We start from the raw sequence: 20,740 nt of genomic DNA on the forward strand, positions 1-20,740 counted from the left end.
TTTCAGCTGCCATGTTTCAATTTTCAGCTTGTTCCAGATTGTTAAAGAGCAAAATACTTCGCAGCATACTGTTGCCAATATACTCTGAAGTAGTGTTTTTCGGACTTATATGGTGGAGCTAAGCGGGATCGAACCGCTGACCTCCTGCGTGCAAGGCAGGCGCTCTCCCAGCTGAGCTATAGCCCCATATAATCGCGTGCAATACCTTTGTCATTACCAACTCGTAAAGAGTTAATTCTTTCTTAGGCAAGGCATGCGACCGGGAAGTTTACTTTGGTAAACGACCGAGAGCATAACGCAGCATAAGGAAGAATTTGGTAGGCCTGAGTGGACTTGAACCACCGACCTCACCCTTATCAGGGGTGCGCTCTAACCACCTGAGCTACAAGCCTATAAAGGTATTTCTGCTCGTTACTTTTTCATCAGACAATCTGTGTGGACACTGCACAGTCAGGATATCTTTAGGTAAGGAGGTGATCCAACCGCAGGTTCCCCTACGGTTACCTTGTTACGACTTCACCCCAGTCATGAATCACAAAGTGGTAAGCGCCCTCCCGAAGGTTAAGCTACCTACTTCTTTTGCAACCCACTCCCATGGTGTGACGGGCGGTGTGTACAAGGCCCGGGAACGTATTCACCGTAGCATTCTGATCTACGATTACTAGCGATTCCGACTTCATGGAGTCGAGTTGCAGACTCCAATCCGGACTACGACGTACTTTATGAGGTCCGCTTGCCTTCGCAGGTTCGCTTCTCTTTGTATACGCCATTGTAGCACGTGTGTAGCCCTACTCGTAAGGGCCATGATGACTTGACGTCATCCCCACCTTCCTCCAGTTTATCACTGGCAGTCTCCTTTGAGTTCCCGGCCGAACCGCTGGCAACAAAGGATAAGGGTTGCGCTCGTTGCGGGACTTAACCCAACATTTCACAACACGAGCTGACGACAGCCATGCAGCACCTGTCTCAGAGTTCCCGAAGGCACCAAAGCATCTCTGCTAAGTTCTCTGGATGTCAAGAGTAGGTAAGGTTCTTCGCGTTGCATCGAATTAAACCACATGCTCCACCGCTTGTGCGGGCCCCCGTCAATTCATTTGAGTTTTAACCTTGCGGCCGTACTCCCCAGGCGGTCGATTTAACGCGTTAGCTCCGGAAGCCACGCCTCAAGGGCACAGCCTCCAAATCGACATCGTTTACGGCGTGGACTACCAGGGTATCTAATCCTGTTTGCTCCCCACGCTTTCGCACCTGAGCGTCAGTCTTCGTCCAGGGGGCCGCCTTCGCCACCGGTATTCCTCCAGATCTCTACGCATTTCACCGCTACACCTGGAATTCTACCCCCCTCTACGAGACTCTAGTCTGCCAGTTTCAAATGCAGTTCCCAAGTTAAGCTCGGGGATTTCACATCTGACTTAACAAACCGCCTGCGTGCGCTTTACGCCCAGTAATTCCGATTAACGCTTGCACCCTCCGTATTACCGCGGCTGCTGGCACGGAGTTAGCCGGTGCTTCTTCTGCGAGTAACGTCAATGTAATGCCGTATTAAGACACTACCCTTCCTCCTCGCTGAAAGTGCTTTACAACCCGAAGGCCTTCTTCACACACGCGGCATGGCTGCATCAGGCTTGCGCCCATTGTGCAATATTCCCCACTGCTGCCTCCCGTAGGAGTCTGGACCGTGTCTCAGTTCCAGTGTGGCTGGTCATCCTCTCAGACCAGCTAGGGATCGTCGCCTAGGTGAGCCATTACCCCACCTACTAGCTAATCCCATCTGGGCACATCCGATGGTGTGAGGCCCGAAGGTCCCCCACTTTGGTCCGAAGACGTTATGCGGTATTAGCCACCGTTTCCAGTGGTTATCCCCCTCCATCGGGCAGTTTCCCAGACATTACTCACCCGTCCGCCGCTCGCCGGCAAAGTAGCAAGCTACTTTCCGCTGCCGCTCGACTTGCATGTGTTAGGCCTGCCGCCAGCGTTCAATCTGAGCCATGATCAAACTCTTCAATTAAAAGCTTGATTCGCTAAGTTAATAGCTGTTGCTCAAAGATTTACTGCATGAATTTTACTTCAGTTAGTCACTCTTCAAGACTTGATATTTTTTTGCATCCGAAGATGCTGGATATCGTCTTGTGAGTGCCCACACAGATTGTCTGATAAATTGTTAAAGAGCATCGCCGGAGATAATTCTCATCGGCGCGGGCTGCGTATACTACGCTTTTCGCCCGGAGAGTCAAGCGTTTATTTCGCTTTCTTCTCGCTGACCCGGCGGCTTGTCAGTCGTTGTTCCCGGTCAGTGGAGGCGCATTATAGGGAGTTCTCAGAACGCCGCAACCCCTAATTTCAAAAAACCTTTCAACTGCCTTCTTTTTCAACAAAACGCTGCTCAAGCCAGCGTTTTTGTCACTTTTCATACTAAAGCTGGCGAAATTCCTGGGCAAAGCGCTCGACCTCACGCCAATCCGTGTACTCCACTTCTTTACTGCTATCCGTTTCTCCCCCCGTCATACGCATAATAAACTGAATCATAATACGGTCGAACCAGCGATAACGCGGATAACGCAGCGCGCCGGCAAAGACCGCGCACTGTGTTGGTTGCCATGGCGAGGAAAGCAGGAACTTACGCGTATAAGGATTGGTTTGGGGTGAACGCTTGTCTGACTTGCGCGCCGTCAGATTGACAGAGAAGAAAGCGCTCGGCATTTGGTTTAAGCGTTCAGCATGACGTTTTACAAACTTATCCAACGCAGGATGGAAATGTCCGTAACGAATCGAGGCGCCGATCATGATGCGTTGATACTGCCCGAGATCGACGTTTTCCGCCTGAAGCAGATCGACCACATCACAGCACATTGCCTCTTGCAGCTTGTTCGCAATATAAGAAGCAATTGCATGAGTCTGCCCATCGCGACTTGAATAGAGAATCAGTGCCTTCATGGCGTTACTCCTTATCTAGGCTCATTCACGCCAGAAGGTCGGCGTAAACAGAACCAGCAGTGTGAAAACTTCAAGACGCCCAAACAACATCGTCAACACCAGTATCCACTTCGCCGGCGGCGGCATGGTCGTAAAGTTATCGGCGACAACCCCCAGGCCCGGCCCCAGGTTGTTCAGCGTAGCGGTCACGGCAGCAAAGGCGGAGAAGTCATCCACGCCGGTGGCGATAATCGCCAGCATGCTGACAATGAACACCAGCGCGTAAGCGGAGAAGAAACCCCATACTGCTTCTAATATACGTTCGGGTAACGCGCGGTTACCCAGTTTAATGGTATACACGGCATTGGGATGCACCAGTCTTTTCAGTTCACGCGACCCCTGCAGATACAACAGTAAAATGCGGATTACCTTCAGGCCACCGCCGGTAGAACCGGCGCAGCCGCCGATAAAGGCGGAACACAGCAGCAGCATCGGCAAGAACAGCGGCCATTTGGCGATGCTGTCGGTCGTAAAACCTGCCGTCGTCGCCATGGACACCACCTGGAAAAACGCCTGGTTGATCGTTTCCATACCAGACTGATAGACGCCATGCCCCCACAGGATCACCGAACACACCACCACCAGCGTCAATTGCACGAAAATAAACATGCGGAATTCAGGGTCGCGCCAATACACTTTAAGGCTGCGGCCGCTCAATAGCGCAAAGTGCAGACCATAGTTACAGCCGGAAATCAGCAGGAACACGGCGATGATGGTGTTAATTGTCGGACTGGCGTAATAGCCGATGCTCGCGTCGTGGGTGGAGAAACCGCCAATGGCGATGGTTGAAAAACTGTGGCCAATGGCATCGAACGCCGACATCCCGGCGCCCCACAGCGCCAATGCGCAGGCCAGAGTCAACAGCACATAGATAAGCCACAGTGTTTTCGCCGTTTCCGCAATCCTCGGACGCATTTTATTGTCTTTCAACGGCCCCGGCATTTCTGCCCGATACAACTGCATCCCGCCGACGCCGAGAATAGGCAAAATAGCGACCGCCAGTACGATGATCCCCATCCCACCCATCCACTGCAGCATCTGCCGGTAGAACAAAATGGCTTTTGGCAGCGAGTCCAACCCGACCAGCGTCGTTGCGCCGGTGGTGGTCAAGCCGGAAAAGGATTCGAAAAATGCATCGGTAAGCGAGAGATTAGGCCGCTCAGAGAACAGGAAGGGCAAAGCCCCCACGCTGCCCAGCACCGTCCAGAACAACACGACGATCAGAAATCCTTCGCGCGGTTTCAGCTCATGCTTTTGCTTGCGGTTCGGCCACCACAGCAGCAGGCCGATAGTCACGGCGACAAAGAAGGTCTGCGTAAATGCCCGTCCCGCGCCATCGCGGTAAATCAACGCCACCAGCCCAGGGAGGAACATTGTCCCGGAGAATAAGATGACCAATACACCTACGATACGGGTTATGGCGCGAAAATGCATTTCACACGATCCTTAGCAATTTAATTGGAGGGAATTATTGCGAAATGGGGGTTAATTGCAAATTACCGCGACTCAGATCACGTAATTTATTCCCAAAGGTCTCGGTTTCCGTTGCCGGCAAGGCCAGATGCAACACAACATCCGCACCATATTCGCCGTGCAGAATCCGCCCTTCCATTTGCTGTAGCAGGTTCTCAACCAACGCCAGCTGCGCATAGTCGCATTGCAAAGTATATTCCAACTGCGGCACTTTGCTGACCAACGGCAGCAGCTTTAACGCCTGCTGCACCCCGCTGCCATAGGCCTTGACCAGGCCACCGGTGCCTAATTTAATCCCACCGTAGTAGCGTACCACCACTGCGGTTATCTCCCCCACGCCGCTGCCCATCAGCTGGGCCAGGATCGGTTTCCCTGCTGTGCCGGAAGGCTCGCCGTCGTCGGAAAACCCCAACTGCTGCGAATCCCCCGGCGCGCCGGCGACAAAAGCCCAGCAGTGGTGCCGGGCCGTTGGATGCTCTTCTCTGACCCGCTGAATAAAAGCTTTAGCCGCTTCCACACCGCAAGTCGGTGCCAACAGCGTAATAAAGCGGCTTTTCTTTATCTCCTCACTGACGCTGATAGCGTCGGCAGGAACCGGGTATGCTTCCATCACGCCAAATTAAGATCGCGCGTCATGTTTTCCACCCGCTTTTCATGAATCACGACGTTGTCTTCAATGCGGATGCCGCCGTAAGCCTTCATCATATCAATGCGCTCCCAGGCAAAGTGTTTAGCGAACTCGCCGCTGCGCCACGGCGCCAACAGAGACTCAATAAAATACAGCCCCGGCTCAATGGTCAACACCATGCCCGGCTGCAGCACCCGCGTACAGCGCAGGAACGGATATTTGGCCGGCGCCGCCAGATGGGTGCCGTTTTCATCCTGCATAAAGCCGGCGGCGTCATGCACCTGTAACCCCAGCGGGTGGCCCAGACCATGCGGCAGGAACGGGCAGGTCAATCCTTGTTCAACCATCGCCTCTTCGCTGATGTCATTCACCAGGCGGTGTTTCTTCAGCAGGCTGGCCAAACGCTGGTGCATCTGCACGTGGTAATCGGTATAACGCACGCCGGGCTTCAGCGTGCCGATCAGCGCCAGCTGTTCAGCATTGAGGTCTTTAATCAGGGCGGCGAAATCGCTATCGCCGTCCGCCGCATAGGTGCGCGTCAAGTCCGCTGCATAACCGTTATATTCCGCACCGGCATCAATCAGGAAGCTGCGCATGTCGGACGGCGGCTGATGCTCGAGCGTGGTGTAGTGCAGCACGGCGGCATGTTCATTCAGCGCCACGATATTGCCGTAAGGCACGTCAGTGTCGCGGTGACCGGTCGCAGTCAGATAAGCCTGGTTGATATCAAACTCGCTCATGCCGGACAGGAAGGCTTCACGCGCCGCCTTATGGCCCGTCACCGCCGTTTTCTGCGCGGCGCGCATGCAGGTCTGTTCGTAACCGGTTTTGATCGAACGATGGAAATCAAGGTAGTTCAGCACCGCCTGCGGATTGATATTATCCTCCGCAATGCCCAGCTCCCGCGCCCGCTGTTGGGCATAGCCGATATAGCCGACGCGCTCACGCTGTGCCGGCAGGAGCTGGCCGATATCACCGGCATTGGTCAGCGGCATCAGATCGACAGATTGCGTCCAGAAGCTGTTCGGCAGAGGCTCGACGCTGTGCCAATAATCCACCGGCGAATAGAACCACAGCTTCGGTTTGTTAACGCCATCAATCCATAACCAGCAGTTCGGCACCGACGTCACCGGCACCCACGCTTTAAAATGCGCGTTGACCTTGAACGGATAGTGGTGGTCATCCTGAAAGACCCGCAACAACTCGCCGGAATGAATCAGCAGCGCGTCCAGTTTATTGCGCGCCAACACATCGCGTGCGCGGTTTTGCAGTTCATTCAGATGTTCGTTATACAAAGAAGCCAGCGTTTCCATCACAGTACCTTTATGCCCTTAGAACGGAATGCGTCATCTTAACACACTGATTACGCACTCCAACCCCGCCCCATCAGGCATGCGAAACACCTCGCAAACTGTTAACGGCGCAGCCCTCATCAAGGCAACCATTGCCACAATGCTCCACGCTGGGTTGATGTCGATCTGTAGCGAACGGCCAAACCACACAAAATATAATCATAATAAATATCAATAACATAAAATTAAATGCTGTGATCGGCGCAGCAAAAAATCAATTTCTGATTTGCATATTTTTAACATTAAAACCACACTCATCGTCATCTGGTCATACCAGATCATACGCGCTGATTCAGGAGATAGACATGCTCTACCAAGGCGAAACATTACAACTACACTGGCTCGAGAACGGTATCGCCGAGCTGGTGTTTGATGCCCCAGGCTCCGTCAACAAGCTGGATACCCGCACCGTTGCCGCGCTGGGCGAAGCGCTCGACGTACTGGAAAAACAGACCGAGCTGAAAGGGCTGCTGCTGCGTTCCAACAAAAACGCATTTATCGTCGGTGCCGATATCACCGAATTCCTGTCGCTGTTCGCCGCCCCGGCGGAAAAACTGCAGCATTGGCTGGCTTTCGCCAATTCCATTTTCAACCGTCTGGAAGATTTACCGGTGCCGACCATTGCCGCCATCAACGGCTATGCACTGGGCGGCGGCTGCGAATGCGTGCTGGCGACGGACTTTCGCGTCGCAACACCGGATGCGCGCATCGGCCTGCCGGAAACCAAACTCGGCATTATGCCGGGCTTCGGCGGTTCGGTACGTCTGCCGCGTCTGCTCGGTAATGACAGCGCGCTGGAGATCATCGCCGCAGGTAAAGACATCGGCGCCAAAGAGGCGCTGAAAGTCGGCCTGGTCGATGCGGTCGTCGCGCCGGAAAAACTGGCGGATGCCGCGCGTCAGATGCTGCAACAGGCCATTGACGGGCGGTTGGACTGGCGCGCCAGCCGCCAGCCGAAGCTGGAACCGCTGAAGCTCAGCCCGATTGAAGCAGCCATGAGCTTCACCACCGCCAAAGGTATGGTGCTGCAAACCGCCGGCAAACACTATCCGGCGCCCATGACCGCGGTGAAGACGATTGAGGCCGCCGCCGGATTGGGACGCGATGAAGCACTGAAGCTGGAGACCGCCAGCTTTGTACCGTTGGCGCGTTCCAATGAAGCCCGGGCGTTGGTCGGTATTTTCCTCAACGATCAGTTTGTGAAAAGTCAGGCGAAAAAACTGGCGAAAGATCGCACCGCGCCGAAGCAGGCCGCAGTGCTGGGCGCCGGCATTATGGGCGGTGGCATCGCCTACCAGTCCGCATTAAAAGGCGTGCCGGTACTGATGAAAGATATCAGTGAAAAATCGCTGACGCTCGGCATGGGCGAAGCCGCCAAGCTGCTGAACAAACAGCTGGAGCGCGGTAAGCTCGACGGCATGAAGATGGCCGGCGTGCTGGCAACCATTCAGCCCACGCTGGACTACGCCGGCATTGAACGCGCTCAGGTGATTGTGGAAGCGGTGGTGGAGAATCCGAAGGTCAAAGCCGCAGTGCTAGCCGAAGTTGAAGGGCTCATCGGCAAAGACACGGTTCTGGCGTCTAATACCTCGACTATTCCGATTAATGAACTGGCAAAATCGCTGCAACGGCCGCAGAACTTCTGCGGTATGCACTTCTTTAACCCGGTGCACCGCATGCCGCTGGTAGAAATCATCCGCGGTGAACGCACCAGCGACGAAACCATCGCCGCCGTGGTGGCCTACGCGTCACGCATGGGGAAAACGCCGATCGTGGTCAACGACTGCCCGGGCTTCTTCGTCAACCGCGTGCTGTTCCCTTACTTTGCCGGCTTCAGCCTGCTGTTGCGGGACGGCGCTGATTTCCGTCAGGTCGATAAAGTGATGGAAAAACAGTTCGGCTGGCCAATGGGCCCGGCCTATCTGCTGGACGTAGTCGGTATTGATACTGCCCATCACGCCCAGGCCGTGATGGCCGCCGGCTTCCCTGAACGTATGGGCAAGGATTACCGCGATGCGGTCGACGTGATGTTCGACAACCAGCGCTTCGGCCAGAAAAACCAGGTGGGCTTCTACCGCTATAGCCAGGATAACAAAGGCAGACCGCGTAAAGAGAACGACGAACAGACCGATGCGCTGTTGGCGGCAGTCAGCCAGCCGCGGCAAAACATCAGCGCCGAGGAAACTATCGCGCGCATGATGATCCCGATGATTAACGAAGTGGTGCGCTGTCTGGAAGAAGGCATCATCGCCAGCCCGGCGGAAGCCGATATGGCGCTGGTTTACGGCATCGGTTTCCCGCCGTTCCACGGCGGCGTCTTCCGCTACCTGGATACCATGGGCACGGCTCATTACGTTGAAATGGCGCAGCGTTACGCACATCTGGGCGCGCTGTATCAGGTTCCGGCCGGCCTGCGCGCCAAAGCCGAACGTAATGAAACCTACTACCCGGTGACGGCGCCAATCGCGAATGTCTCCACGGGCCAACCGGCATGAGGTCATAAAAGATGGAAAACGTAGTTATTGTTGACGCCGTCCGTACGCCGATGGGCCGCTCAAAAGGCGGCGCCTTCCGTCAGGTGCGCGCCGAGGATCTGTCCGCCCACCTGATGCGTACGCTGCTCAGCCGCAATCCGGTAGTGGAACCCAGCGCAATTGACGATATTTACTGGGGCTGCGTACAGCAAACGCTGGAGCAAGGCTTTAACGTCGCGCGTAATGCCGCACTACTGGCGGAAATTCCCCATACGGTGCCCGCCGTTACCGTGAACCGCCTGTGCGGCTCCTCCATGCAGGCGCTACACGACGCCGCTCGCGCCATTATGGTCGGCGATGCGCAGGTCAGCCTGATCGGCGGCGTCGAGCACATGGGCCACGTGCCGATGAACCACGGCATTGATTTCCACCCAGGCCTCAGTCGTTCGGTCGCCAAAGCCGCCGGCATGATGGGGCTGACCGCCGAGATGCTGGCCAAGATGCATAACATCAGCCGCCAGATGCAGGATGAGTTCGCCGCACGTTCGCACCAGCGGGCCCATGCCGCTACTCTGGCCGGTCATTTTAAACAGGAGATCGTCGCCACCACCGGTCACGATGCCGATGGCGTACTGACCCGCTACGATTTTGATGAGGTGATCCGCCCGGAAACCACGGTGGAAACGCTGGCGGCGTTGCGCCCGGCCTTCGACCCGGTGAACGGTACGGTCACCGCCGGCAGCTCCTCCGCCCTGTCAGACGGCGCTTCCGCCATGCTGCTGATGAGCGAATCGCACGCCAAATCCCTGGGACTGAAAGCACGTGCGCGCATCCGCTCCATGGCGGTGGTGGGTTGCGATCCGTCCATCATGGGCTACGGTCCGGTACCGGCCAGCCGGCTGGCGCTGAAGCGCGCCGGACTAACCACGCAGGACATCGACCTGTTTGAACTGAACGAAGCCTTCGCCGCCCAGTCGCTGCCCTGCATCAAGGATCTGGGGCTTCTGGACAGCCTTGACGATAAGGTGAACCTGAACGGCGGCGCTATTGCGCTGGGTCACCCGCTGGGCTGCTCCGGCTCGCGTATCTCCACCACCCTGCTGAACCTGATGGAACGCCGCGACGCGCAGTTTGGCCTGGCCACTATGTGCATCGGCCTGGGACAAGGCATCGCCACCGTGTTCGAACGCGTATAACACACCCTTTGCCGGCCCGCCGGGTCGGCACCTCAGTTTAGTTGCCGTGCTTCCCGCCTGTCAGGGGCGGGTTTTTTCTGTCTGCCGTTTCACCGACAAAAAATAGGGCGGCTTGCGCCACCCCTGTTACAACCCGTATCGCATCCCGCTTAAATAAACGAGAAAGCATCGCCAAACATGCGCGACGCCTGCGCACCGCGCTCAGCGCAGAAGCGCTCACGGGCAATCTTCGCCATTTCAAAGCGTCCAGCGATATAAATATCGTGGTCGGCCAGCGAACCGTAATCCTGCAGCACCGCGCTCAATACCGTGCCGCTGCGGCCGCGCCATTCTGGGTCTGGCTGTTCCACCACCGGGATCACCTGCAGATTCGGGTGCTGCAACGACAGCGCTTCCAGCTCGCTCAGGTCATACAGATGCTGCAGTTCACGGCCGCCCCAGTAAATCGCGATATCGCGATCCGGCTGCTGCTCCAGCGCGGTCAGCAAAATGGAACGCGCATACGAGAAGCCGGTACCTCCGGCGATCAGCACCAGCGGGCGGCTGCCGTCTTCACGCAGCCAGGCATCGCCATGCGGTACGTCGACGGTAATCGCCTGCTCTTTCAAAATACGGTCCATCACCGCCATGGCGTACAGATTCAGCTCTGAAGCGCCGATATGCAGCTCAATATACTCCTGCTGCGACGGGGTGGAGGCCAGTGAGAACGGGCGCTTGTCGCGCTCGTCCATCACCACCATCAAATATTGTCCGGCCTTGAATGAAAACGGCGCTTCCGGCACCAAACGTACCCGATAAACGGTATCGGTAATGGCCTCTACGGAGGTCACTTTACAGCTCAATATTGTCATGCGTTCCCTCTGTCGGGTCATCAATGCAAAACTGAGAACAGAGAGCTGACGCTACAGCGTCGGCTCTCTGTCACTGAAGATTGCGAGTTCGTCCCAGATCTCATCGATGCGCGCACGCACCTTTTCGTCCATCACAATCGGACGGCCCCACTCGCGTTGGGTTTCCCCCGGCCATTTATTGGTGGCGTCCAGCCCCATCTTCGAACCCAGCCCGGAAACCGGCGAGGCGAAGTCCAGATAGTCAATCGGCGTATTTTCCACCATCACGGTATCCCTTGCCGGATCCATTCGTGTGGTAATCGCCCAAATCACATCATTCCAGTCGCGCGCGTTGACATCGTCATCACAAACAATCACGAACTTGGTGTACATAAACTGACGCAGGAACGACCAAACGCCCATCATCACACGTTTGGCATGGCCCGGATACTGCTTCTTGATGGTGACTACCGCCAGGCGATAGGAGCAGCCTTCCGGCGGCAGGTAGAAGTCGACGATTTCCGGGAACTGTTTTTGCAGAATCGGCACAAACACTTCATTCAACGCCACGCCCAACACCGCCGGCTCATCCGGCGGACGACCAGTATAGGTGGAATGGTAAATGGCGTCACGACGCTGCGTCACATGCGTGACGGTGAATACCGGGAAATGGTCGATTTCATTGTAGTAACCGGTGTGGTCGCCGTATGGCCCTTCCGGCGCCATTTCGCCCGGTTCAATATAGCCCTCGAGCACAATTTCGGCGCTGGCGGGTACTTCCAGATCGTTGGAAATACATTTGACGACTTCGGTTTTATTGCCGCGCAGCAGCCCGGCGAAGGCGTATTCAGACAGCGTATCCGGCACTGGCGTCACCGCACCGAGGATGGTGGCTGGATCGGCCCCCAACGCCACGGAAACCGGGAAGCGCTCGCCGGGGTGCGCCTGGCACCACTCCTGGAAATCCAACGCGCCGCCGCGGTGCGACAGCCAGCGCATGATAACCTTATTCTTACCCAGCACCTGCTGACGGTAGATGCCCAGGTTCTGACGCTCTTTCTCCGGGCCGCGGGTCACGGTCAGCCCCCAGGTAATCAGCGGCGCAGCGTCTTCCGGCCAGCAATGCATCACCGGGATGCGGCCAAGATCGACATCATCGCCCTGCCACACCTGTTCCTGACACGGTGCCGCCCCCAGGACTTTGGTTGGCATGTTCAGCACCTGCTTGAACTTCGGCATCTTGTCGAACAGATCGCGGAAGCCCTTCGGCGGCTCAGGCTCTTTCAGAAACGCCAGCAGTTTGCCCACATCGCGCAGTGCGCTGACGTCTTCCTGGCCCATGCCCATCGCCACACGGTTCGCCGTGCCGAACAGGTTGCACAGCACCGGCATGTCATAGCCTTTCGGGTTTTCAAACAGCAGCGCCGGGCCGCCCGCACGCAGGGTGCGATCGGCAATTTCCGTCATTTCCAGATAGGGATCGATAGGCTGGCTGATGCGTTTTAGTTCCCCTCTCTTTTCCAGCAATGAGAGGAAATCGCGTAAGTCACGGTATTTCATACTGTTCATTATAACGGCCAGTGAGGCGGGCATTATAAGCCCTCTTCACGGTTGATGCTGCAATTTTGTTAAACAGAGCCGCGGCGCTGTCAGTGGCAGTCGAATGGCACCAGCGCCTGCAGCGCCAGCGTATCCTGATGTTCCTGCGTCGCCGTATTATGGCGGAACAGCTTGTAGCCCTGCCCGCGGGGGCTGAAATAACGCAGCGCATTGTCACAGACATGCAGCAAACTGCCTTCGTGCAGCGCCACAACGGATTCGCTTGGATTGACCGCACAGAATTCGGCCAGGCGTTCATCGCGCGTTTCACCCATATGCCCGCTGATATGCGCATCAATATAATGCGGGTTAATCTGCAGCGGGAACAGCCCTAATGACGGCAAGACGACGCTGTTGCGTACCGGCATATCATTGGTCGTACGAATACTCGGCGTCGCCACGTTGCAGCCGGCGCTCCAGCCGACATACGGTACATGGCGTTCACGCACCGCACGCTGAATGGGGACGATCAGGCCATTTTCATGCAGCTGTTGATTCAGCAGCCAGCTGTTGCCGCCGCTGACCAGAATGCATTCAGCCTGTTCAACCGCCGCCGCCGGCGATGACGAGTGGTGAATGCTGGCGACGGGAATGCCCAGCGTCTGCGTCAGCTCCTGCGCGCGCTCATCATAATCACTGCGGATCAGCGCGTAAGGAATCAGCAGCGCTGAGGTGAGATGACGACGGGCAACCATCTCCAGCAGTTGTTCTTTGGCGTAGCCCAGCAGCTCCGCTTCCCCGGAAAGCTTACCGTTGCTCAGTAGAAATAGTTCCATTGCTCTCTCTTATCTAAGAAGGATGAATAACATCACATTGGCGCTCGCCGCGCTTTGCCATACTGCTCACGGTAACAAATTTTGCGCCTACAGTTATACCCGGGTGCGGCAGATATGTGTGTGACGACACATCCAACGCCGCAGGTTAAGTACGATCTACGCCAGCAGCGTTGGTTATATCTGATTAACCCCATTTCACGATTGTGGGGCTTGGCCTAGGTATCCGTAATGGCTTTTGCTATGCTTAACGGCTGACAGAAAGGCATGTGAAATTATGGAATCTTGGTATTTACTCTATTGTAAACGCGGCCAGCTCTTGCGGGCACAGGAACACTTGGAACGACAGGCGGTGGGCTGCTTTAGCCCGATAATCGCGCTGGAAAAGATTGTGCGCGGCAAGCGCACCACGGTGAACGAACCGCTGTTTCCCAACTACCTGTTTGTGGCGTTCGATCCTGAGCGGATCCACACCACAACCATCAGCGCAACCCGCGGCGTCAGCCATTTTGTCCGCTTCGGTTCGCTGCCAACGATCATTCCACAGACGGTTATCGAAGAACTGCGCACCCATACCAGCGACACCTATGTCGACCCGGAAACGCCGCAGCCGGGCGATACCGTGCTGATTACCGACGGTGTGTTCGAGGGCCTGCAGGCTATCTATACCGAGCCAGACGGCGAGGCGCGCTCCATGCTGCTGCTCAACCTGATTAACAAACAGGTGACGCAAAGCCTGGATAACCGCCAGTTCGAAAAGATGTAAACAAGGCGCCGCAGGGCGCCTTTTTATGCTCTCTCAGCGCTGCATCGCTTCGTCATGCAACCACTGCGCCACGCGCTTGGCGAAATAGGTCAGCACACCATCGGCACCGGCGCGTTTGAAACACATCAGCGATTCCATAATGGCCGGTTGCTCCTGCAGCCAACCATTCTGGATTGCCGCCATATGCATCGCATACTCACCGGAAACCTGATAGGCGAATGTCGGCACGCCAAAGTTATCCTTAACGCGGCGCACCACATCCAGATACGGCATGCCAGGCTTCACCATCACCATATCCGCGCCTTCCTGCAGGTCCTGCGCAATTTCCTGCAGCGCTTCGTCGCTATTGGCCGGATCCATCTGATAGGTTTTTTTGTTGCCGCCTTTCAGATTGCCGCTGGAGCCCAGCGCATCGCGGAACGGGCCGTAATAGCAAGAGGCATATTTGGCAGAGTAGGCCATGATCTGCGTATTGATCAGCCCCTGCTGTTCCAGACTGTCGCGAATGGCGCCGATGCGACCATCCATCATATCGCTCGGGGCGACGATTTCTGCGCCGGCTTCTGCGTGTGACAACGCCTGGCGCACCAAAATCTCTTTGGTGACATCGTTAATCACATAGCCGTCGCTATCAATCACGCCGTCCTGACCGTGTGTGGTATAGGGATCCAGCGCCACATCGGTCAGGATCCCCAGCTCAGGCACCGCATCTTTCAGGGCGCGCACCGTACGCTGCACCAGGCCATCCGGGTTATAGGCTTCTTCCGCATGCAAAGATTTCTGCGCGGACTCAATCACCGGAAATAACGAAATCACCGGCACGCCAAGCTTGGCGATGGCTTCCGCCTCTTTGACCAGCAGATCGATAGACATACGTGACACACCCGGCATGGAGCTGACCGCCTCTTGACGTTGGCTGCCTTCCATCACGAAAACTGGATAAATCAAATCGTTAACGCTCAGTTGATTTTCAGCCACCAGGCGGCGGCTGAAATCATGGCGACGCACGCGACGCATGCGACGCCCCGGGAAAGTGCCCGGAAACGCATAGCTCATACTCTTCTCCTGACTCATGCCAACCGGAATAACCGGCGGGCGTTACGATCGGTTTCCTGCGCCAGCCATTGCGCATCTTCCTGACGCCAGGTTGCCACCTGACGGACGATATGGGGCAGAAAACAGGGTTCATTACGACGCGAGGCGGGTTTTGGCTGCAAATCCCGCGGTAACAAATACGGCGCGTCGGTTTCCAGCAGCAACCGGTCAACGGGAATTTTCGGCAACAGCGCGCGCAGCGCCAGGCCGCGACGCTCATCACACACCCAGCCGGTAATGCCGACGGATAAGCCCAACGACAGGCAGCCTGCCAGTTCCTCTTCGTTGCCGGTAAAACAGTGCACGACGGCGGCCGGCAGCTTATCCAGCCAAGGCTCCAGCAATGCGACAAAACGTGCGTGCGCATCACGGCAGTGTAAAAACACCGGCATCGCCAGCTCCGCCGCCAGCGCCAGCTGCGCGCTAAAGGCCGCCTCCTGTTCCTGCGGCGTAGAGAAATTGCGGTTAAAATCCAGCCCGCACTCACCAATGGCCACCACTTCCTCCCTGGCGGCCAATGCGCCTATCTGCAGAGCGATATCATCGTTCCAGCTGCTGGCCTGATGCGGATGCACCCCGGCGGTAGACCAGCAGAACCCTCGGTACTGCCGCGCCAGCGCGCTGGCCGCCTCGCTTTCCGGCAGGTCGGTGCCGGTAATTAACATCCCCGTGACGCCGGCTTCCCGGGCGCGCTCAACCACCTGAGCGGTATCTTTGGCAAATTGTGAACTGGTCAGGTTAACACCGATATCAAACATGGCTTTTCCAAAACAGAAGCCGCCCATCAGGGCGGCTTGGCAATAACAATAACTCAGGACGTCGGGTGTTCTTCACCCTCATCCTCTTCTTCCGGCTGCGGCCGTCGCTTGCCGACGTAGAAGCGGGCAAAGAAGATGCCGACTTCAAACAGCAGATACATCGGGATAGCCAGCAGCGTCTGCGAGAACACGTCCGGCGGCGTCAGCAGCATCCCCACCACAAAGGCGCCGACCAGCACATAAGGACGCTTCTTCTTCAGGTCTTCCGGCGAGGTGACGCCACTCCAGCACAGCAGAATTATCGCAACCGGCACCTCAAACGCCACGCCAAACGCCATAAACAGCGCCATCACAAAGTCGAGGTAGTTGTTAATATCGGTAGCAATCAATACGCCGGCCGGCGCGGTTTTGGCAAAGAAGCCGAACGCCAGCGGGAACACGATAAAGTAGGCAAACGCCATGCCCAGATAGAACAGGACGCTGCTGGAAAACAGCAGCGGCATCATCAGGCGGCGTTCATGCTTATACAGCGCCGGCGCAATAAATGCCCAGACCTGATACAGGATGACCGGCGCCGAAACGAACACCGAAACAATCATCGTCAGTTTAATCGGGGTAAAGAAAGGAGAAGCCACGTCGGTGGCTATCATGCTCGCCCCGGCCGGCAGCTGCTTGATTAACGGCGCAGAAACCAGCTGATAAATATCATTGGCAAAAAATACCAACGCAACAAAGATCACCAGTACGCTGATGATTGAGTTCAACAGCCGCTTACGCAGTTCGATCAGATGACTGATAAGCGGTTGGGTGTCTTCCACAGCCATGTTTTAACGATCGCCATTAGATGAGTGGGACGCTGGGGTGTGGTCCGCAGCAGACGTGACGGGAGCCTTGACCGCAGACGAGGTCGGCGCTACAGATTCCTGCGCCGGCGCTTCCGCCGCCGGCAGCGTGGTTTTCGCGTCGGCGGCCGGCGCGGCGCGGTTCGCCGCCTCACCCGTGATCACGTCGTCATGCGCCGCCTCAGGTTCGTCGGTCCGTGGATTATGGATAGTGTTGGCTTCAGCATCGGCACCAGGCTGATACGAACGCTTCAGCGAGTCGGCCGCTTCTTTCAGCTCATCCATCGACGCCTTCAGCTCCGGCGTCAGATTTTGCAGACCGGCATTTTCCGCTTTCTTCAGGCTGTCCTGCAGTTCCTGCAGCTTCAGCTCCTGAGAGAGTTCATTTTGCACCGATGCCGCCAGAGAACGCAGAGCACGGATCCAGCCCGCAACTGTTCTTACCGCAACCGGCAACCGTTCCGGCCCCAGCACAACCAGACCAATCACCAGTACCAGCAGCAGCTCACTAAAACCAATGTCAAACACGGTTTATACCTGCTCTTTGTTCTTCGACTCTTCAGTTTTCGTTTCCGGCTGCTTATCCGCGATAGGCTTGGCCGCAAAGTCAGCATCGTGGCTGGTTTTTTCCGTCGTGTTGGTTGGCGAGGTGTTGTTGTCGTCGCCAATCGCCTTTTTGAAGCCCTTGATTGATGCGCCGAGATCTGAGCCCAGCGTACGGAGCTTATTGGTACCAAACAGCAGCACCACGATCACCGCAATGATCAACAATTGCCAAATACTAATACCGCCCATTACAATTACCTCTAGATTTACAGGGGTTATTCAACGTTGCCGCATTATACGGCAACTGTTAACCGGGTTACGAGTGCCTCGTCGACTTTTACATTACGCTGACAAGCGCAAACGCGGTCAACGAAAGGCAGATTCAGCTCGCACGCTTCCAGCCCACGATCCAGGCGACGATCCCTCCGGCCATCATCCAGGCCGGCAGTACCTCGGTACCGCCCAGCAGCAGGACAGAGCCGCCTACTATCAGTGTAGCGCCAACGCCGAACAAATACCGCGACTGTCCCTGCCGGACGCGCTGCGCCTGCATCTGATGGGTCAGCTTATCAACGCTTTGTTGCAACAGTTTATGCTGCTGCAGGCTATCATAAAATAATTCCGGCAATTCAGGCAGCTTCTCCGCCCAGAACGGCGCCTTGTCTTTCAGGGCGCGGATCACCGCAGGAATGCCGACCTGATCTCGCAGCCAGCTTTCCAGGAAAGGTTTCGCCGTGGTCCACAGATCCAACTGCGGGTAAAGCTGCCGCCCCAGGCCTTCAACGTACAGCAGGGTCTTCTGCAGCAGCACCAGCTGCGGCTGCACTTCCATATTGAAACGGCGCGCGGTGTTAAACAAGTTCAACAGCACGTTGCCGAATGAAATCTCCGCCAGCGGCTTTTCAAAAATAGGCTCGCACACGGTACGGATGGCGAATTCAAAGTCTTCCACGTTGGTATCGCGCGGCACCCAGCCGGAATCGACGTGCAGTTCCGCCACCTTGCGGTAGTCGCGGTTAAAGAAGGCGATAAAGTTTTCCGCCAGGTAACGTTTGTCGTCTTTGTTCAGCGAGCCGACGATACCGCAGTCAATGCCGATATAGCGGGGATCGTCCGGGTGCTCATAGCTGACAAAGATATTGCCCGGATGCATATCGGCATGGAAGAAGCTGTCGCGGAACACCTGGGTGAAGAACACCTGCACGCCACGCTCGGCCAGCAGTTTCATGTTGGTGCCCTGCGCTTCCAGCGTCGGGATGTCCGACACCGGAATGCCGTAGATGCGCTCCATCACCAACAGGCTCTCGCGGCAGTAATCGGAATAAACTTCCGGCACGTAAAGCATCGGGCTGCCGTCGAAGTTACGCCGCAGCTGAATGGCATTCGCCGCTTCACGCAGCAGGTTCAGTTCGTCCAGCAGGGTCTTCTCATACTCGCGCACCACTTCACGCGGCCGCAGGCGGCGGCCGTCCGGCAACAGTTTCGGCACCCAGCCGGCCAGGCGGTACATCAGGCGCACGTCGGCCTTGATAATCGGCCCGATATCAGGCCGGATCACCTTCAGCACCACTTCCTTGCCAGTGGTTTTCAGGCGGGCGGTATGCACCTGCGCAATCGACGCCGAAGCCAAGGGCTGTTGTTCAAAGTCGTCAAACCACTCTTCCAGCGGCCCGCCCAGCGCTAGCTCGATATGCTTGCGCGCCAGCGCGCCGTCAAACGGCGCTACGCGGTCCTGCAGCAGCGTCAGCTGGTCGGCAATGTGCGGCGGGAACAAATCGCGCCGCGTCGACATCATCTGGCCGAACTTGATCCACACCGGGCCCAGTTCCTGCAATGCCAAACGCAGACGTTCGCCCAGCGGCTGATCCTTGTGTTTGTTCGGCATCCAGAACAGTAAACGCCGGCCAAAACGCAGCGGCAGGGTCAGACGCATGTTAGGGATTAGCTCATCCAGGCCGTAGCTAAGAAAAACGCGAACGATAAAGTACAGGCGGCGTAATTCGCCAGGGGTCATCGCTTACCCTCCAACTTGTCCATGCGGGCCAATAAGGCTTCCAGACTGCGGGTTGCGGCGTCCACTTCTTCGTTGAACCACACCACTTCCAGCGGCCCCGGCGCAACGCGCCACTCTTCGGTCAGCGTTTCCGCCACGTAGCGCTGCTGGCGCTGCAGGCCGGACTTCAGCAGACAGGCGCCTTTGCCCATCACCTGCGTAATACCCTGTGCGGCAATATCGCCGATGTAGGGCGCCAGCCACTCTGCCGGATCCCACTCCGCCAAATCCAGCAGCCCGACCAGCTGTTGCACCACCTGAATATCGCCTTCGACAACCAGCTCGCCGCTGCGCATCAACGGCGACAGCTGCTGACGGTCACGCAATTTCAGCAGCACCGGAATACGCGTCTGCACCGTGCAGTCGGCAGCATCTTCGGATTGCCCCAGCACGTCGACCCGCTGTTCGCTGAAAATCAGCACCAGCGGCGCAGAAAACTCCTGCAGTTCAATCCGCAGCACCTTGCCGGCCAAACGCTGACGCGCGGCCTTCATGCTGCGATCGCGGAACAGCAGGCTATTGAGCGACGTTTCCAACACGCCGGTCAGCAGCGGGGTTAACAGCATCGGCATGTCCATATCAGAACTTAAAGCCCCGGTGCAGTGCGACGATGCCGCCGGTCAGGTTGAAGTAGCTGACGTTGTCGAAGCCGGCGTTCTGCATCATGCCTTTCAGGGTTTCCTGATCGGGATGCATACGGATGGATTCCGCCAGATAGCGGTAGCTTTCCGGATCCTTCACCACCAGCTCGCCGATTTTCGGCAGCACATGGAAGGAGTAGGCGTCGTAGGCCTTGCTCAGCGGCGCCAGCAGCGGCTTGGAAAACTCCAGCACCAGCAGACGGCCGCCCGGCTTCAGCACGCGGAACATCGAACGCAGCGCCTTGTCTTTATCGGTAACGTTACGCAGACCGAAAGAGATGGTGATGCAGTCGAAATAGTTATCCGGGAACGGCAGCGCTTCAGCATTGGCCTGCACGTAGTTGATGTTGCCGACAATGCCGCGATCGCGCAGCTTATCGCGCCCCATCTTCAGCATGGATTCGTTGATATCCGCCAGTACCACCTGCCCCTGTTCCCCGACCATGCGTGAGAACTTGGCGGCCAGATCGCCGGTGCCACCGGCCAGATCCAGAACGTGCTGACCGCGGCGCACGCCGCTGCAATCAATGGTAAAACGCTTCCAGACCCGATGAATGCCGAATGACATCAGGTCATTCATTACGTCATATTTGGCCGCTACCGAGTGAAAAACATCGGCCACCATGGCCTGTTTTTCTTCACGTGCTACGGTACGAAAACCGAAATCTGTGGTTTCCTGCGATTGATCTGCCATTGTCTTGCCTGCTATTCAGTCAATTTTGTAGTTGTGGAGTGTACCAG

Annotated in this window: 18 protein-coding genes, 2 tRNA genes and 1 rRNA gene; 3 read left to right on the forward strand and 18 right to left on the reverse strand. The window is 56.7% G+C overall.

What is annotated here, in order from left to right:
* Positions 1 to 110: 110 nt before the first annotated feature.
* The 7 genes from FO014_RS08610 to pepQ form a co-directional block, all read right to left on the reverse strand.
* Positions 111 to 186 (reverse strand) — tRNA-Ala (locus FO014_RS08610).
* A gap of 129 nt (positions 187 to 315) precedes the next feature.
* Positions 316 to 392 (reverse strand) — tRNA-Ile (locus FO014_RS08615).
* A 74-nt stretch (positions 393 to 466) separates the two neighbouring features.
* Positions 467 to 2,008, reverse strand: a 16S ribosomal RNA gene (locus FO014_RS08620).
* 404 nt (positions 2,009 to 2,412) lie between these two features.
* Positions 2,413 to 2,934: a menaquinone-dependent protoporphyrinogen IX dehydrogenase gene (hemG, locus tag FO014_RS08625; RefSeq protein WP_160028996.1), complete on the reverse strand. Its 522-nt coding sequence runs from the start codon at positions 2,932 to 2,934 to the stop codon at positions 2,413 to 2,415.
* Positions 2,935 to 2,955: 21 nt separating this feature from the next.
* On the reverse strand, positions 2,956 to 4,407 hold the full coding sequence (gene trkH / locus FO014_RS08630; RefSeq protein ID WP_105229420.1) for a Trk system potassium transporter TrkH: 1,452 nt from the start codon (positions 4,405 to 4,407) through the stop codon (positions 2,956 to 2,958).
* Between the two features lie 34 nt (positions 4,408 to 4,441).
* Positions 4,442 to 5,056: an IMPACT family protein gene (locus FO014_RS08635; protein ID WP_160028998.1), complete on the reverse strand. Its 615-nt coding sequence runs from the start codon at positions 5,054 to 5,056 to the stop codon at positions 4,442 to 4,444.
* Positions 5,056 to 6,387, reverse strand: coding sequence for a Xaa-Pro dipeptidase (gene pepQ, locus FO014_RS08640; protein ID WP_160029000.1), 1,332 nt, complete (start codon positions 6,385 to 6,387; stop codon positions 5,056 to 5,058). The genes FO014_RS08635 and pepQ overlap by 1 nt, the downstream gene beginning before the upstream one ends.
* A 344-nt stretch (positions 6,388 to 6,731) precedes the next feature.
* Between pepQ and fadB the strand changes: the two genes are divergently transcribed.
* Together fadB and fadA are read left to right on the forward strand one after the other, a co-directional pair.
* Complete coding sequence (gene fadB / locus FO014_RS08645; protein WP_160029002.1) at positions 6,732 to 8,921, forward strand: fatty acid oxidation complex subunit alpha FadB; 2,190 nt, start codon at positions 6,732 to 6,734, stop codon at positions 8,919 to 8,921.
* 11 nt (positions 8,922 to 8,932) lie between these two features.
* Positions 8,933 to 10,096, forward strand: a complete 1,164-nt coding sequence (gene fadA, locus FO014_RS08650; RefSeq protein ID WP_160029004.1) for an acetyl-CoA C-acyltransferase FadA — start codon at positions 8,933 to 8,935, stop codon at positions 10,094 to 10,096.
* Between the two features lie 149 nt (positions 10,097 to 10,245).
* Here fadA and fre read toward each other — a convergent pair whose 3' ends face one another.
* From fre to pepE, 3 genes are read right to left on the reverse strand one after another with little or no spacing between them, the layout of a single operon-like run.
* A complete protein-coding gene (gene fre, locus FO014_RS08655) occupies positions 10,246 to 10,947 on the reverse strand; it encodes an NAD(P)H-flavin reductase (RefSeq protein ID WP_160029006.1) in 702 nt (233 codons plus the stop codon).
* 51 nt (positions 10,948 to 10,998) lie between these two features.
* The gene (gene ubiD, locus FO014_RS08660) at positions 10,999 to 12,519 is read right to left on the reverse strand and encodes a 4-hydroxy-3-polyprenylbenzoate decarboxylase (protein WP_160029008.1); all 1,521 of its coding nucleotides are present in this window, start codon (positions 12,517 to 12,519) and stop codon (positions 10,999 to 11,001) included.
* Between the two features lie 56 nt (positions 12,520 to 12,575).
* Positions 12,576 to 13,301 (reverse strand): dipeptidase PepE, encoded by a 726-nt coding sequence (pepE, locus tag FO014_RS08665; RefSeq protein WP_160029010.1) that lies wholly within the window; start codon positions 13,299 to 13,301, stop codon positions 12,576 to 12,578.
* A gap of 274 nt (positions 13,302 to 13,575) precedes the next feature.
* Here pepE and rfaH point away from each other — a divergent pair, with 274 nt between their 5' ends.
* Complete coding sequence (gene rfaH, locus FO014_RS08670) at positions 13,576 to 14,064, forward strand: transcription/translation regulatory transformer protein RfaH (RefSeq protein ID WP_160029012.1); 489 nt, start codon at positions 13,576 to 13,578, stop codon at positions 14,062 to 14,064.
* 33 nt (positions 14,065 to 14,097) lie between these two features.
* Here rfaH and hemB read toward each other — a convergent pair whose 3' ends face one another.
* From hemB to ubiE, 8 genes are all read right to left on the reverse strand, one after another.
* Positions 14,098 to 15,120, reverse strand: a complete 1,023-nt coding sequence (gene hemB / locus FO014_RS08675; RefSeq protein WP_105229411.1) for a porphobilinogen synthase — start codon at positions 15,118 to 15,120, stop codon at positions 14,098 to 14,100.
* Between the two features lie 14 nt (positions 15,121 to 15,134).
* Positions 15,135 to 15,917, reverse strand: a complete 783-nt coding sequence (gene tatD, locus FO014_RS08680; RefSeq protein ID WP_160029014.1) for a 3'-5' ssDNA/RNA exonuclease TatD — start codon at positions 15,915 to 15,917, stop codon at positions 15,135 to 15,137.
* Positions 15,918 to 15,970: 53 nt separating this feature from the next.
* On the reverse strand, positions 15,971 to 16,741 hold the full coding sequence (gene tatC / locus FO014_RS08685) for a Sec-independent protein translocase subunit TatC (protein ID WP_160029016.1): 771 nt from the start codon (positions 16,739 to 16,741) through the stop codon (positions 15,971 to 15,973).
* A 3-nt stretch (positions 16,742 to 16,744) separates the two neighbouring features.
* Positions 16,745 to 17,287, reverse strand: coding sequence for a Sec-independent protein translocase protein TatB (gene tatB / locus FO014_RS08690; RefSeq protein ID WP_160029018.1), 543 nt, complete (start codon positions 17,285 to 17,287; stop codon positions 16,745 to 16,747).
* A 3-nt stretch (positions 17,288 to 17,290) separates the two neighbouring features.
* Positions 17,291 to 17,554 (reverse strand): Sec-independent protein translocase subunit TatA, encoded by a 264-nt coding sequence (tatA, locus tag FO014_RS08695; RefSeq protein ID WP_160029020.1) that lies wholly within the window; start codon positions 17,552 to 17,554, stop codon positions 17,291 to 17,293.
* A 133-nt stretch (positions 17,555 to 17,687) separates the two neighbouring features.
* Positions 17,688 to 19,319, reverse strand: a complete 1,632-nt coding sequence (gene ubiB / locus FO014_RS08700) for a ubiquinone biosynthesis regulatory protein kinase UbiB (protein ID WP_160029022.1) — start codon at positions 19,317 to 19,319, stop codon at positions 17,688 to 17,690.
* On the reverse strand, positions 19,316 to 19,924 hold the full coding sequence (gene ubiJ / locus FO014_RS08705; protein ID WP_160029024.1) for a ubiquinone biosynthesis protein UbiJ: 609 nt from the start codon (positions 19,922 to 19,924) through the stop codon (positions 19,316 to 19,318). Before ubiJ ends, ubiB begins: the two co-directional genes overlap by 4 nt.
* Positions 19,925 to 19,937: 13 nt before the next feature.
* Positions 19,938 to 20,693: a bifunctional demethylmenaquinone methyltransferase/2-methoxy-6-polyprenyl-1,4-benzoquinol methylase UbiE gene (gene ubiE, locus FO014_RS08710; protein WP_160029026.1), complete on the reverse strand. Its 756-nt coding sequence runs from the start codon at positions 20,691 to 20,693 to the stop codon at positions 19,938 to 19,940.
* Positions 20,694 to 20,740 lie beyond the last annotated feature (47 nt).

It is taken from the genome of Serratia rhizosphaerae (assembly GCF_009817885.1).
Lineage (GTDB): Bacteria > Pseudomonadota > Gammaproteobacteria > Enterobacterales > Enterobacteriaceae > Serratia_B > Serratia_B rhizosphaerae.

Excerpts from the sequence above, each read along its gene's own strand:
- ubiE (WP_160029026.1), bottom strand. The coding sequence starts at position 20,693 with ATGGCAGATCAATCGCAGGAAACCACAGATTTCGGTTTTCGTACCGTA.
- tatD (WP_160029014.1), bottom strand. The coding sequence starts at position 15,917 with ATGTTTGATATCGGTGTTAACCTGACCAGTTCACAATTTGCCAAAGAT.
- ubiJ (WP_160029024.1), bottom strand. The coding sequence starts at position 19,924 with ATGCTGTTAACCCCGCTGCTGACCGGCGTGTTGGAAACGTCGCTCAAT.
- hemB (WP_105229411.1), bottom strand. The coding sequence starts at position 15,120 with ATGAGCTATGCGTTTCCGGGCACTTTCCCGGGGCGTCGCATGCGTCGC.
- fadB (WP_160029002.1), top strand. The coding sequence starts at position 6,732 with ATGCTCTACCAAGGCGAAACATTACAACTACACTGGCTCGAGAACGGT.
- tatA (WP_160029020.1), bottom strand. The coding sequence starts at position 17,554 with ATGGGCGGTATTAGTATTTGGCAATTGTTGATCATTGCGGTGATCGTG.
- pepE (WP_160029010.1), bottom strand. The coding sequence starts at position 13,301 with ATGGAACTATTTCTACTGAGCAACGGTAAGCTTTCCGGGGAAGCGGAG.
- FO014_RS08635 (WP_160028998.1), bottom strand. The coding sequence starts at position 5,056 with ATGGAAGCATACCCGGTTCCTGCCGACGCTATCAGCGTCAGTGAGGAG.
- trkH (WP_105229420.1), bottom strand. The coding sequence starts at position 4,407 with ATGCATTTTCGCGCCATAACCCGTATCGTAGGTGTATTGGTCATCTTA.
- ubiB (WP_160029022.1), bottom strand. The coding sequence starts at position 19,319 with ATGACCCCTGGCGAATTACGCCGCCTGTACTTTATCGTTCGCGTTTTT.
- hemG (WP_160028996.1), bottom strand. The coding sequence starts at position 2,934 with ATGAAGGCACTGATTCTCTATTCAAGTCGCGATGGGCAGACTCATGCA.
- pepQ (WP_160029000.1), bottom strand. The coding sequence starts at position 6,387 with ATGGAAACGCTGGCTTCTTTGTATAACGAACATCTGAATGAACTGCAA.
- fadA (WP_160029004.1), top strand. The coding sequence starts at position 8,933 with ATGGAAAACGTAGTTATTGTTGACGCCGTCCGTACGCCGATGGGCCGC.
- tatC (WP_160029016.1), bottom strand. The coding sequence starts at position 16,741 with ATGGCTGTGGAAGACACCCAACCGCTTATCAGTCATCTGATCGAACTG.
- ubiD (WP_160029008.1), bottom strand. The coding sequence starts at position 12,519 with ATGCCCGCCTCACTGGCCGTTATAATGAACAGTATGAAATACCGTGAC.
- fre (WP_160029006.1), bottom strand. The coding sequence starts at position 10,947 with ATGACAATATTGAGCTGTAAAGTGACCTCCGTAGAGGCCATTACCGAT.
- rfaH (WP_160029012.1), top strand. The coding sequence starts at position 13,576 with ATGGAATCTTGGTATTTACTCTATTGTAAACGCGGCCAGCTCTTGCGG.